Below are 12,733 nucleotides of genomic sequence, written 5' to 3' on the forward strand. Positions count from 1 at the left end.
CCGGTCGACCGCGTCGCGTGGCGGATTACGGGTTTTCCTCTCCCGAACTGTTATGAACACCGGAGCCGACCGTGTCAAAGGCCACAGCCGGCTCCGGGCGCGCTACGACAACCGCTCCACGGCAGGTCGCACTCGAGCCCTACCGCAGACGGGCCATGAGGGCGTGCTCGACCAGGGTGATCAGCGCGCTCTTGGCGTCCGAGCGGTGCCGGGCGTCGGTCGTGATGATCGGAGCGTCGGGTCCGATCTGAAGTGCCTCGCGGACCTCGTCCGGGTTGTACGGCTGCTGGCCGTCGAAGCCGTTGAGGGCGACGACGAACGGCAGACCGGAGTTCTCGAAGTAGTCCACCGCCGGGAAGCAGTCCGCGAGCCGGCGCGTGTCGACCAGCACCACCGCACCGATGGCGCCGCGTACGAGGTCGTCCCACATGAACCAGAAGCGGTCCTGACCGGGTGTACCGAAGAGGTACAGGATCAGGTCCTGGTCCAGGGTGATGCGGCCGAAGTCCATGGCCACCGTGGTGGTGGTCTTGTCCCCGGTGTGGGTGAGGTCGTCGATGCCCGCCGACGCGGACGTCATGACGGCCTCGGTACGCAGCGGGTTGATCTCCGAGACGGCGCCCACGAACGTGGTCTTGCCCACGCCGAAGCCGCCCGCCACCACGATCTTGGCGGAGGTCGTGGCCCGCCCCGAGTCAGAGCTTGCGAAGTCCACTGAGCACCCTTTCGAGCAGCGTCACATCGGGAGCGCCGCCGTTGTTCTCGTCGCCGCCCGGCTGGTGAACGGCGACCATGCCGGCCTCGGCGAGGTCGGCCACCAGAATGCGGGCCACGCCGAGGGGCATGGCCAGGAGCGCGGAGACCTCCGCGACCGACTTGACCTCCCGGCACAGATGGCAGATGCGCTGGTGCTCAGGGAGCATTCCCATCAGCGCTGCCGGGTCGGCCGTGGTGCTGATCAGCGCCTCGATGGCGAGCTGGTAGCGAGGCCGGGTCCGGCCACCGGTCATCGCGTAAGGACGCACCAGTGGCTGGTCGCCCTCATCGCCGTACGGTTCCGCGTACGGATCATGAGAGGCGTTGGGCGGGGTCATGAATCCTCCGGGCGGGACAGCAAGTTGGTCAGTCGTGCCGTCTGACAGGGCCGGTGGGGGGATTGTGGCGGCCGGACGGTTGTTTCGTGTGCTGGGTGGTGCCGGGGTGGGTCAGTGAAGCAGACTGCCTTGTAGTTCGGCGCGCAGGTCCGGGGTGAGTACCGCACCCGCGCGGTCGACGAGCAGGGTCATCTCATAACCCACGAGGCCGATGTCGCACTCGGGGTGGGCGAGAACCGCGAGGGACGACCCGTCCGAGACGGACATGAGGAACAGGAAGCCGCGCTCCATCTCGACGACGGTCTGCGCCACGCTGCCACCCTCGAAGATCCGGGACGCCCCGGCCGTGAGAGAGGTCAGGCCGGACGCGACCGCCGCCAACTGGTCGGCGCGGTCCCGCGGGAAGCCCTCGGACATCGCCAGCAGAAGGCCGTCGGCGGAGACCACCACCGTGTGGGACACCCCTGGGGTGTTGTCCACGAAGTTGGTGATCAACCAGTTCAGGTTCTGTGCCGCCTGGCTCATCGGACTCAACTAACGCTCCTGCTGGTGAGTGGGGCTCGGGAAGCTGCCGGTCTGGCCGCCCCCGGCCTGACGGCCCTGAGCGATACCCCGACGGAGATTGGTCAGCCGGCCGCGTACGTCGTCAGGCGCACGGGAGACCTGCGGACCGCTGTGGTGCTGTTGCTGCTGTGCCGTGCCCGGGACGAGGTTCGCCTTGGGCACACGGCGCGGCAGACCGGAGGTGGTGACACCGCCCGCCGCGGGCTGCCGTACGCGCTCCGCCTGCCGGACGAGTTCGTCGTTCGGGGAGGTGCGCCACGAGCCGGTGGTGGACGACGACTGCTGCGGGGCGGGCGTGGGGGCCTGCGCCTGCGGCTGCTGGGCGGCGGCCGGAGCGGACTCCGGCTGCTGCTGTTCCTGCTGGAACCAGTTGGTCTCCAGCGTGTCGTACAGCGGGGTGCGGCCGTCACCGGCGTTGTCGGACGGGGCCGGGGGCAGCGCCCAGTTGTCGGCCGGGGCCTGACGCGCCGGACGCTGGGGAGCGGCGGGCCGCTGCTGCTCGAACTGGCCGGTGCTGCCCGCCTGGTTCGGGTTCTGCGCGGCCTGGTCGCCGTTGTGGTGCTGCGCCGGGCGGGCGGGCAGCGCGTGCTGGCCGGTGTTGCCCGCCTGGTACGCGTCGTAGCCCTGCTGGACCGGGAACTGGCCGGTGTGCTGCGGGGCCTGGGGGCTCTGCCGGCCCGGCTGCTGGCCCTGGGGGCCGCCGAACAGGTCGGGGCGGACGTACTCGTCGCCGCCCTGCTGGCGACCGTAACCGCCCGCCTGCTGGGCGCCGGGCTGCTGGTACTGGCCCGTGTTCTGCGGGTCACCCGCGCCGGGACGCTGGAACTGACCCGTGTGCTGGACCCCGTTGGCGCCCGGCCGGGCGAACTGCCCGGTGTGCTGCTGGTCGCCGGCGCCGTAGAGGTCCTGGCGGGGGAAGCCGCCGGTCTGCGAGGGGTCCTGCGCGTCGACGCGGGGCATCTCGGCGGTGCCGCCCATGCCCTGCCGGTCGTCGATGCGCGGCATGCGCGCGGTCTGGGACGGATCCTGCTCGTCGTGGCCGCGCGGGACGTCCAGCGAGGCACGCGATGCGGGGTCGCCGCCGGGCAGTTCGGCGCGCGGGCCGCCACGGGGCGGCAGCTGGGGCTGACGTCCCTGCTCCGCACCGGCACCGGCGCCACCGCGCCGCTGCTGGGCCGGGCCGCGACCGCCGAAGGCGTCCTGCTGCGGGCCGCCGGGGTTGGCGGTGTGCAGGCCCTGCGGGGCACCCGGACCCTGGCCTGCGGGGGCCGGACGGTTCTGCTGGCTCTGCTGGCCGGGCTGGTTCGGCTGGAAGGCACCGGGACCCTGCGGGCCGTGGGCGCCGCCGGGACGGCCGCCGTTCTGACCCGTGCCGGGCAGCGCCGCACGCGGACCCTGGCCGGCGCCGACCTGGCCGCGCTGGCTGGGACCCCCGGCCAGGAGTCCGCCACCCGCCGGGGCGCCGCCGCCGCCGTTGTTCCGGCGTGCCGCGGCCGCACCGGCCGCGGCCTGCGCGGCCGCGGGACCGCCGCCGGAGCCGGGGCCGCCGGCCTTGCCCGGAGCGGGCTTCCTGCCGCCCTGGGCGACATCGACGGGCAGCATGACCAGCGCGGTCGTACCGCCGGAGTCGGACGGGCGGAGCTGGATGCGGATGCCGTGGCGCTGCGACAGACGGCCGACCACGAACAGACCCATGCGGCGGGAGACCGACACGTCCACGGTGGGCGGCGCGGCGAGGCGCTCGTTGATCGCGGCGAGGTCCTCGGGGGAGAGGCCGATGCCGGTGTCGTGGATCTCGATCAGGACGCGGCCGTCGGGCAGCGCGTGACCGGTGACCTTGACCTTGGTCTGCGGGGAGGAGAACGAGGTGGCGTTCTCCAGCAGCTCGGCGAGGAGGTGCACGAGGTCGTTGACGACGCGGCCGGCGACCTCGGTGCCCGGCACCGACGCCAGTTCGATGCGCTCGTACTGCTCCACCTCGGAGGCGGCGGCGCGGAGCACGTCGACCAGCGGGACCGGGCGGGTCCAGCGTCGGCCCGGCTCCTCACCGGCGAGGACGAGAAGGTTCTCGCCGTTACGGCGCATGCGGGTCGCGAGGTGGTCGAGCTTGAACAGCGAGGAGAGCTGGTCGGGGTCGGCCTCGCGGGACTCCAGCTCGGAGATGAGCGAGAGCTGACGCTGGATCAGACCCTGGGAGCGGCGCGAGAGGTTGGTGAACATCGCGTTGACGTTGCCTCGCAGCAGCGCCTGCTCGGCCGCGAGCCGGACCGCCTCGTGGTGCACCTCGTCGAAGGCCGCGGCCACCTTGCCGATCTCGTCCCGCGAGTGCACACCCACCGACTCCACGGACGTGTCGACGTCCTGCGGGTCGGACTCGGAGAGCTGCTTGACCAGCTCGGGCAGCCGGTCCTGGGCGACCCTGGTGGCGGTGTCCTGGAGGCGGCGCAGCGAGCGGATCATGGATCGGGCCACGACGAACGCGCCGACCAGCGAGACGCCGAGCACGAGCAGGATCAGCACACCCGAGAGGATGGCCTCCTGCTCGGAGGTCGCCTTCAGCTCGCGGGCCTTCTGCTCCATGCTGTCGAGCAGCTCGTGCTCGATCTTCTTCATCTGCTGGATCTTGGTGGAGCTGTCGTCCATCCAGTCCAGGTACGAGCGCGCCTGCTGTCCCGCCAGGCCGTCGCGCGAGTCGAAGACGCGCTTGGCGTAGAGGTCCGCCGCCTGGATCGTCGGGTTGTTCTCGTCGATGGGCTTGAGGATCTCCTCGGCGTCCTGGCTCGAGTAGACCTTGCGGAAGATGTTGAGCTCGGAGCCCTCGCTGTCGTACGCGGCCTCGCCGTAGAGGCGGTCGTTGGTCGACAGGGAGCCCTTGGTGGTGTTGTTGGCGGGCAGAGCGGCGGCGATCACGGCTCGCTGCACCGAGGCGTACTCCTTGGCCGTGGAGAACGCGGCCAGGGCGCGGGTGCGCTGGATCATCTCCGGGTTGCTCGACGCCTCGGCCATGTCCGAGGAGAGATCGATGAGCTGGGTGATCAGCCGGTGGTACGCCTCGACGGTCTGGGTCGAGTTGTCCTTGGAGGTGTACGCGTCCCGGCGGATCTTGCCCAGTGCGTCGAGCTGGGAGACCAGACCGACCAGGGTGTCGCGGACGCCCTGGAGGTTGCCGTCCTTGCTCGCCGCGTCGATGCTCTCGGCGGAGTCCTCGAAGGTCTTCTTCGCGTTGTCCGTCTTGTCGCGGAAGCCCTTGACCGTGTAGTCGGAGGACTTGAGACCGTGGGCCAGGGGACCGGCGGACTGGTCGCGTTCCTCCTGGAGCGCGTGCGCCAGCTCGGTCGCGCGCTGGGTCATCTCGGTCAGCAGCTTCATGTTGTCGAGCTGCTGGATGTCGTCCATCGAGTCGCCGATGCGCAGACCACCGAGCGTGGTGGCCGCGACCACCGGCAGCGCGAGCAGCGACACCAGGCGCGTGGAGATGCGCCAGTTGCGCAGCGCCATGCGCGAGCCGGTGCTGGGGGTGCTCCTGGTGGCCTTGGCGGCGGGGGCCGCGGGCTTGGCGCCGGACGCGCCGGCCGGTGCGGACGCGCCGGGGCGTCCACCGCGCTCGCCGTCGCCGGACGGTGCCTTGCCGGCGCTCTGGGCGTGCTGGGGCGAGGAGCCGCCGGTCATGGGGGCAGTCCCGCCGTGCGGCTCCGGCTCGGCCGAAGCGCTGCCATCCCTCTTGAAACGTCCCTGCACTAGCGTCGCAACCTCTGGACCAGGCGCCCCTCCGCGAGAACGGCGGGACACGGTGTCGGCGTCATGAAGGGCGCCCTGAATACGCCCCCCGTGTGGTCTTGAGTGACCGGCGCTGGATTCCCCCCTTGTCCACCGCCACTCGGCGCGGCGTCGCGCCCCCTGCGCCGGCTCGTTCCTGCGGCGGTCCGTGGCATTCCAGCACAGTGCCGGATCTCCAACAAGGGACGCACCCCTACCTGTGACCTACGTGACGGGCCGTGATCCGGAAGTCACGACGGGTGGAACCGGATCACCCGTATAGGTGGGCAATTCAGGCGAGTCGATCGCCTGTACGGGACGCTCGAACGGTGTCCCAGTCGCCATGATCAGGAGCGGAATGGTGGGTTCGGATGGGCGATGTCCGTTTCGTCATGCAGGGCCGGAAGTCTCAATTGCCCCATTTGCATGGCTCGTAGTGAGCAAACTCACATGTCGATCACGGGTGGTTCACGTCAGTGACGGGGATTCGCATGTTTAGCCTGACGCTTTACAGGATGGGCGGCTCTGCCCATTCCCACCCGACCACGAGGCCACAGGACGACAACGGTGAAGACGACGATGATGTTCCAGACGACGGCGAACCCGCGACGCACGACGCTGGCGCACCTGAACGACGTCGGCGAACTGCAGATCGCCGAGCTGCCCGAGCACCCCACCGACCTCCCCGGCCGGACGGCCAACCCCCGGCGCACCATTCTGATGGAGATGCCCGCCTCCGCCGTGGTCGAGGTCGGTGTCTGAGCGCACCGGCTCCCGCCCGAACGCGGCCCGGCGGCCCGTCCACCCGCGACGGCCCGCCGGGCCGCGCTCGCTTTTCCGGGTCCGGCGGATTACCGGCACCGCGACGGATATCCGCCCTCCGGTAATCCCGCCCCGCGCATTTTCCGGCACCGTCCGGCGGCATTACCCGTAATGTGTCCCGCGACGGCTCCCTGCCCGGGCAGCCCCCGCCGCCACCGGGCCCTCGCCCCGCCCGGGGCCACCCGGGAATCCGGAATTAATCCGCTGCCCGTTTCCGCGCCGCATAACCGGCGCCCGCACCACCGGCCGAACACGGGACGCGCGGACCGGTTAACCTGGGACGTCAGTCCGCCGGTTCTCAGTGAGAGGCGCCAGAATCCCGTGCGCATCGCCAGGTTCTCCATCGACGGGAACGTAGCCTTCGGCGCGGTCGAGGGCGACAAGCAGGACGAGCTCGTCCTCGACATCATCAAGGGCATCCCCTTCGCCGACCACGAGCTGTCCGGCACCAAGGTGCCCCTCAGCAAGGTCCGGCTGCTCCCGCCGGTGCTCCCCAACAAGGTCGTGGCCTTCGCCCGCAACTACGCCGAGCACGCCGCGGAACTGGGCAGCGAGGTGCCCGACGTCCCGTTCGCCTTCTTCAAGCCCTCCACCTCGGTGATCGGTCCCGGCGACGACGTCCAGTACCCCTCCTTCACCAAGGAACTGCACTACGAGGCCGAACTGGCCGTGGTCATCGGCCGGATGTGCCGCGAGGTCCCGCGCGAGCGCGTCAAGGACGTCATCTTCGGCTACACCTGCGCCAACGACGTCACCGCCCGCGACGTGCAGCGCGCCGAGAAGCAGTGGGCCCGCGCCAAGGGCTTCGACTCCTCCTGCCCGCTCGGCCCCTGGGTCGAGACGGACATCGACCTCGCCCGCGCGAACGACCTGACCGTCCAGCTCACCCTCAACGGCGAGCAGCGCCAGCTCGGGCGCACCAGCGAGATGATCCACCCCATCGAGGACCTGATCGTCAACATCTCCGAGGCCATGACGCTGCTCCCCGGCGACGTGATCCTCACCGGCACCCCCGCGGGTGTCGGCTCCATGAGCGTCGGCGACGAGGTCGCCGTCACCATCGAAGGCATCGGCACTCTCACCAACAAGGTTGTCAAGCGTGGCTAGCGCATCTGCCCCAACAGTCCGCGTCCGTTTCTGTCCCTCGCCCACCGGTAACCCCCACGTGGGCCTGGTGCGCACCGCTCTGTTCAACTGGGCCTTCGCCCGCCACCACAAGGGCACCCTGGTCTTCCGGATCGAGGACACCGACGCGGCCCGCGACTCCGAGGAGTCCTACGGCCAGCTCCTGGACGCCATGCGCTGGCTCGGTTTCGACTGGGACGAGGGCCCCGAGGTCGGCGGCCCGCACGCGCCGTACCGCCAGTCGCAGCGGATGGACATCTACCAGGACGTCGCGCGCAAGCTCCTCGACGGCGGCCACGCCTACCACTGCTACTGCTCCCAGGACGAGCTGGACACCCGCCGCGAGGCCGCCCGCGCCGCCGGCAAGCCCTCCGGGTACGACGGCCACTGCCGCGAGCTGAGCGAGGCGCAGGTCGAGGACTTCAAGGCGCAGGGCCGCCAGCCCATCGTCCGCTTCCGGATGCCGGACGAGGCGATCACCTTCGAGGACCTGGTGCGCGGCGAGATCACCTACCTGCCGGAGAACGTCCCGGACTACGGCATCGTGCGCGCCAACGGCGCCCCGCTGTACACCCTGGTGAACCCGGTCGACGACGCGCTGATGGACATCACCCACGTCCTGCGCGGTGAGGACCTGCTCTCCTCCACCCCGCGCCAGATCGCCCTCTACAAGGCGCTGATGGAACTGGGCATCGCCCAGCGGATGCCGGCCTTCGGCCACCTGCCGTACGTGATGGGCGAGGGCAACAAGAAGCTCTCCAAGCGCGACCCCCAGTCCTCGCTCAACCTCTACCGCGAGCGCGGCTTCCTGCCCGAGGGCCTGCTCAACTACCTGTCCCTGCTGGGCTGGTCGCTCTCGGCGGACCAGGACATCTTCTCGATCGCGGAGATGGTCGCCGCCTTCGAGATCTCGGACGTCAACCCCAACCCGGCACGCTTCGACCTGAAGAAGTGCGAGGCGATCAACGCCGACCACATCCGGATGCTCGACGCGAAGGACTTCGCCGTGCGCTGCGCCCCGTGGCTGAGGGCCCCGTTCGCCCCCTGGGCGCCGGAGGACTTCGACGAGGCCAAGTGGCAGGCGATCGCCCCGCACGCCCAGACCCGGCTCAAGGTGCTCTCCGAGATCACCGACAACGTCGACTTCCTCTTCCTGCCCGAGCCCGTCTTCGACGAGGCGTCGTGGACCAAGGCCATGAAGGAAGGCTCGGACGCGCTCCTGCGCACCGCCCGGGAGAAGCTGGAGTCCGCCGACTGGACCTCGGCCGAGTCCCTCAAGGAGGCCGTGCTCGCCGCCGGCGAGGCCCACGGCCTCAAGCTCGGCAAGGCCCAGGCCCCGGTCCGCGTGGCCGTGACCGGCCGCACCGTCGGCCTCCCCCTGTTCGAGTCCCTCGAGGTCCTCGGCAAGGAGAAGACGCTGTCCCGCGTCGACGCGGCGCTGGAGCGGCTCGCGGCGTAACGAACGCCACACCGCCAGGGGCGGCATCCGGCCACCGGATGCCGCCCCTGGGCGTTCCGCCACGGTGCCACGGGAGCGGGCGCCCGTTACCGTCGGGCCATGAGCATCCGAGCCGTGGTCTGGGACGTGGACGACACCCTTTTCGACTACACCACCGCCGACCGTGAGGGTATGCGGGCACATCTCCTGGCGGAGGGGCTGCTCGCGCGGTTCGAGACGCCGGAGCAGGCGCTCGCGGCGTGGCGGTCGGCGACCGAGGCGCACTGGGCGCGGCACGCCGCGGGGGAGGCCACGTTCGAGGGGCAGCGCCTGGACCGGGTGCGGGCGTTCCTGGGCGCGGAACTGAGCGACGCCGAAGCTGAGGAATGGTTTCTGCGCTACGTCGGGCACTACCAGGCGGCCTGGCAGGTCTTCCCGGACGTGGTGCCCGCCCTGGACGCGCTCCCGGAGTACCGGCACGCGGTGCTGTCCAACTCCAGCCTGACCGTCCAGGAGCACAAGCTGCGCGCCCTGGGCCTGCGGGACCGGTTCGAGTCCGTGCTGTGCGCCGTGGAGCTGGGGGTGTCCAAGCCGGCCGCCGGGGCCTTCCTGGCCGCCTGCGAGGGCCTGGGTCTGCCTCCGCACGAGGTGGCGTACGTCGGGGACCACCCGGAGATCGACGGGCGGGGCGCGGCGGAGGCCGGGATGATGTCCGTGTGGATCGACCGGGGCGGCCCGCACGCCCGGACCGCCCGGCCGGCCCTGGCGCACCGGATCACCACCCTCGCCGAACTCCCGGCGCTGGTCCGCGCGGATACCCGTTTTGGAGCCCCGTCCACCTTCGGGTAATGTTCTTCCTGCGCCGAGGGGAACGGGCCGAAAGGCCGGGCCCCAGGCGCATCTGCTAGAACAAGATCCCCGCTCGGGGCTTGCGTTCCAGTGGCCTATGGTGTAATTGGCAGCACGACTGATTCTGGTTCAGTTAGTCTTGGTTCGAGTCCAGGTAGGCCAGCTCGCAGAGCTCATCTGCACCCGCGGACCTTGTCCGCGAGCCCCCGTTGTGTAGCGGCCTAGCACGCTGCCCTCTCAAGGCAGTAGCGCCGGTTCGAATCCGGTCGGGGGTACTGGTTCCGATCACTCGGAATCGCTAGGGCCCCCGTTGTGTAGCGGCCTAGCACGCCGCCCTCTCAAGGCGGTAGCGCCGGTTCGAATCCGGTCGGGGGTACTGACTGGTCTAAACCATCATTGGTCTATGGTGTAATTGGCAGCACGACTGATTCTGGTTCAGTTAGTCTTGGTTCGAGTCCAGGTAGACCAGCTCGGACCTGCGGAAACGCAGTGTCCAGGCCCCCGTTGTGTAGCGGCCTAGCACGCCGCCCTCTCAAGGCGGTAGCGCCGGTTCGAATCCGGTCGGGGGTACATAAGGAAGGCTCCTCGCGCAAGCGGGGGGCCTTCTCTGTTTTCCGGGTCCGCGCCCAACGGTCGTGCGCCGGGGCCCGGTTGGGTCAGGCGGACAGGCCGGGTGGGAGCGGGCCGCGGCGTTGGGGCCCGCTCCCACCCGGGAGGAAGCGTGGAAACGGTCGGGGAAGCGCTCAGCCGGAGCGCCGCAGCGCCTCGGACAGCCGGGTCGCCGCGTCGATCACCGCCTGGGCGTGCATCCGGCCGGGGTGCCGGGTCAGCCGCTCGATCGGTCCGGAGACCGAGACGGCCGCCACCACGCGGTTGGACGGCCCGCGCACCGGCGCCGAGACCGAGGCCACGCCCGGCTCCCGCTCGCCGATCGACTGCGCCCAGCCCCGGCGGCGCACCCCGGACAGCGCCGTCGCCGTGAAGCGCGCCCCCTGCAGGCCCCGGTGCAGCCGCTCGGGCTCCTCCCAGGCCATGAGGATCTGCGCCGAGGAACCCGCCTTCATCGTGAGCGTCGAGCCCACCGGCACCGTGTCCCGCAGCCCGGACAGCCGCTCGGCGGCCGCCACGCAGATCCGCATGTCGCCCTGGCGCCGGTAGAGCTGCGCGCTCTCGCCCGTCACGTCCCGCAGATGCGTGAGCACCGGGCCGGCCGTCGCCAGCAGCCGGTCCTCGCCGGCCGCCGCGGCCAGCTCCGACAGACGGGGGCCCAGGATGAAACGGCCCTGCATGTCCCGCGCCACCAGCCGGTGGTGCTCCAGAGCCACGGCCAGCCGGTGGGCCGTGGGTCGTGCCAGTCCGGTGGCCCCGACCAGACCCGCGAGGGTGGCCGGACCGGACTCCAGAGCGCTCAGGACAAGGGCCGCCTTGTCCAGAACGCCGACGCCGCTACTGTTGTCCATGCAACGATACTCCCGTCTCACTCTGTGAAACGCAAGTTCAATTTTCTCCGGAACGCGCCACTCTTGAAGCACACGGCGGCCCGCGTACGGCGGGCGCGGTGCGAGACGCCCGCACGCACCGGGATCACTGCACGGGCGTCGCTTCCTCAGGTTCTCTAGATGCGTCGGCGGAACCGTGGCCGGCCGGAGGGAAAGCGATGGGTAGGACACTCGCGGAGAAGGTCTGGGACGACCATGTCGTCCGGCGCGCCGAGGGCGAGCCCGACCTCCTCTACATCGATCTGCACCTGCTGCACGAGGTGACCAGCCCGCAGGCGTTCGACGGGCTCCGCAAGAGCGGTCGCGCGGTCCGTCGTCTCGATCTGACCATCGCCACCGAGGACCACAACACCCCGACCCTCGACATCGACAAGCCGATCGCCGACCCGGTCTCCCGCGCCCAGCTGGAGACCCTGCGCAGGAACTGCGCCGAGTTCGGGGTCCGGCTGCACCCGCTGGGCGACGTCGAGCAGGGCGTGGTCCACGTGGTGGGCCCCCAGCTCGGACTGACCCAGCCCGGCACCACCGTGGTCTGCGGCGACTCCCACACCTCCACGCACGGTGCGTTCGGGGCGCTGGCGTTCGGTATCGGCACCTCGCAGGTCGAGCACGTCCTGGCGACGCAGACGCTGCCGATGGCCCGCCCGAAGACCATGGCGATCACCGTGGAGGGCGATCTGCCCGAGGGTGTCACCGCCAAGGACCTGATCCTGGCGATCATCGCCCGTATCGGCACCGGCGGCGGCCAGGGCTACGTCCTGGAGTACCGCGGCTCCGCCATCGAGAAGCTGTCGATGGAGGCGCGGATGACCATCTGCAACATGTCCATCGAGGCCGGGGCCCGCGCGGGCATGATCGCCCCCGACGAGACCACCTTCGCCTATCTCCAGGGCCGCCCGCACGCCCCCGAGGGCGCCGACTGGGAGGCGGCCGTCGAGTACTGGAAGACGCTGCGCACCGACGACGACGCGGCCTTCGACGCCGAGGTCGTCATCGACGTCGGCGAACTCTCCCCGTTCGTCACCTGGGGCACCAACCCCGGCCAGGGAGCGCCGCTTTCGGGACACGTCCCCGACCCGGCCTCGTACGAAGACGCATCGGAGCGGTACGCCGCCGAAAAGGCCCTGGAGTACATGGGGTTGAGCGCGGGGCAGCCGCTGCGCGACATCGCCGTGGACACCGTCTTCGTAGGCTCCTGCACCAACGGCCGCATCGAGGACCTGCGCTCCGTCGCCGAGATCCTCCGGGACCGCAAAATCGCCGACGGCGTACGGATGCTGGTCGTCCCCGGCTCCGCGCGGGTCGGCCTGCAGGCCGCCTCCGAGGGCCTGGACGTGGTCTTCAAGGAGGCCGGCGCCGAATGGCGGTACGCGGGCTGCTCGATGTGCCTGGGCATGAACCCCGACCAGCTCGCGCCGGGGGAGCGCTCCGCGTCCACCTCCAACCGCAACTTCGAGGGCAGGCAGGGCAAGGGCGGCCGCACCCACCTGGTCTCGCCGCAGGTCGCCGCCGCCACCGCCGTCCTCGGCCACCTCGGCTCGCCCGCCGACCTGTCCGACACCCCCGTGCCCGCTGGAGTGCGATAA

At 70.7% G+C, this 12,733-nt stretch carries 10 protein-coding genes and 5 tRNA genes; 10 read left to right on the forward strand and 5 right to left on the reverse strand.

All coding sequences use genetic code 11. From position 1 onward, the window contains the following. Window positions 1–139 precede the first annotated feature (139 nt). The 4 genes from ACWCV3_RS11890 to ACWCV3_RS11905 all read right to left on the reverse strand — a co-directional run bounded on the left by ACWCV3_RS11890 (window position 140) and on the right by ACWCV3_RS11905 (window position 5,396). On the reverse strand, window positions 140–715 hold the full coding sequence (locus ACWCV3_RS11890; protein WP_030808427.1) for a GTP-binding protein: 576 nt from the start codon (window positions 713–715) through the stop codon (window positions 140–142). Continuing rightward, window positions 696–1,094 carry a DUF742 domain-containing protein gene (locus tag ACWCV3_RS11895; protein WP_030808431.1) on the reverse strand — a complete coding sequence of 133 codons (399 nt, stop codon included), beginning with the start codon at window positions 1,092–1,094 and terminating at the stop codon, window positions 696–698. Before ACWCV3_RS11895 ends, ACWCV3_RS11890 begins: the two co-directional genes overlap by 20 nt. Before the next feature lie 111 nt (window positions 1,095–1,205). Further along, a complete protein-coding gene (locus ACWCV3_RS11900; RefSeq protein ID WP_020128762.1) occupies window positions 1,206–1,619 on the reverse strand; it encodes a roadblock/LC7 domain-containing protein in 414 nt (137 codons plus the stop codon). Between the two features lie 9 nt (window positions 1,620–1,628). Next, entirely contained in the window at window positions 1,629–5,396 is a 3,768-nt protein-coding gene (locus ACWCV3_RS11905; protein WP_451222080.1) for a nitrate- and nitrite sensing domain-containing protein, read from the reverse strand. A gap of 585 nt (window positions 5,397–5,981) precedes the next feature. On the opposite strand from ACWCV3_RS11905, the gene ACWCV3_RS11910 reads away from it, so the two are divergent. The 9 genes from ACWCV3_RS11910 (at window position 5,982) to ACWCV3_RS11950 (ending at window position 10,218) form a co-directional block, all read left to right on the forward strand. Continuing rightward, a complete protein-coding gene (locus tag ACWCV3_RS11910; RefSeq protein ID WP_451222082.1) occupies window positions 5,982–6,176 on the forward strand; it encodes a hypothetical protein in 195 nt (64 codons plus the stop codon). Window positions 6,177–6,557: 381 nt separating this feature from the next. Then, window positions 6,558–7,343, forward strand: a complete 786-nt coding sequence (locus ACWCV3_RS11915; RefSeq protein WP_451222084.1) for a fumarylacetoacetate hydrolase family protein — start codon at window positions 6,558–6,560, stop codon at window positions 7,341–7,343. Then, a complete protein-coding gene (gene gltX / locus ACWCV3_RS11920) occupies window positions 7,336–8,820 on the forward strand; it encodes a glutamate--tRNA ligase (protein WP_451222086.1) in 1,485 nt (494 codons plus the stop codon). Before ACWCV3_RS11915 ends, gltX begins: the two co-directional genes overlap by 8 nt. A 99-nt stretch (window positions 8,821–8,919) precedes the next feature. Next, window positions 8,920–9,648 (forward strand): HAD family hydrolase, encoded by a 729-nt coding sequence (locus ACWCV3_RS11925; RefSeq protein ID WP_451222088.1) that lies wholly within the window; start codon window positions 8,920–8,922, stop codon window positions 9,646–9,648. Window positions 9,649–9,739: 91 nt separating this feature from the next. Beyond that, a tRNA-Gln gene (locus tag ACWCV3_RS11930) sits at window positions 9,740–9,811 on the forward strand. Window positions 9,812–9,850: 39 nt separating this feature from the next. Further along, window positions 9,851–9,923 (forward strand) — tRNA-Glu (locus ACWCV3_RS11935). Between the two features lie 28 nt (window positions 9,924–9,951). Then, a tRNA-Glu gene (locus tag ACWCV3_RS11940) sits at window positions 9,952–10,024 on the forward strand. A gap of 21 nt (window positions 10,025–10,045) precedes the next feature. Next, window positions 10,046–10,117 (forward strand) — tRNA-Gln (locus ACWCV3_RS11945). Window positions 10,118–10,145: 28 nt separating this feature from the next. Continuing rightward, window positions 10,146–10,218, forward strand: a tRNA-Glu gene (locus ACWCV3_RS11950). A 173-nt stretch (window positions 10,219–10,391) separates the two neighbouring features. On the opposite strand, the gene ndgR is transcribed toward ACWCV3_RS11950, so the two are convergent. After that, the gene (gene ndgR / locus ACWCV3_RS11955) at window positions 10,392–11,108 is read right to left on the reverse strand and encodes an IclR family transcriptional regulator NdgR (protein ID WP_130332632.1); all 717 of its coding nucleotides are present in this window, start codon (window positions 11,106–11,108) and stop codon (window positions 10,392–10,394) included. 197 nt (window positions 11,109–11,305) lie between these two features. Between ndgR and leuC the strand changes: the two genes are divergently transcribed. Beyond that, window positions 11,306–12,733, forward strand: coding sequence for a 3-isopropylmalate dehydratase large subunit (gene leuC, locus ACWCV3_RS11960; protein ID WP_451222090.1), 1,428 nt, complete (start codon window positions 11,306–11,308; stop codon window positions 12,731–12,733).

The sequence above is a fragment of the Streptomyces sp. NPDC001781 genome (genome assembly GCF_053596035.1).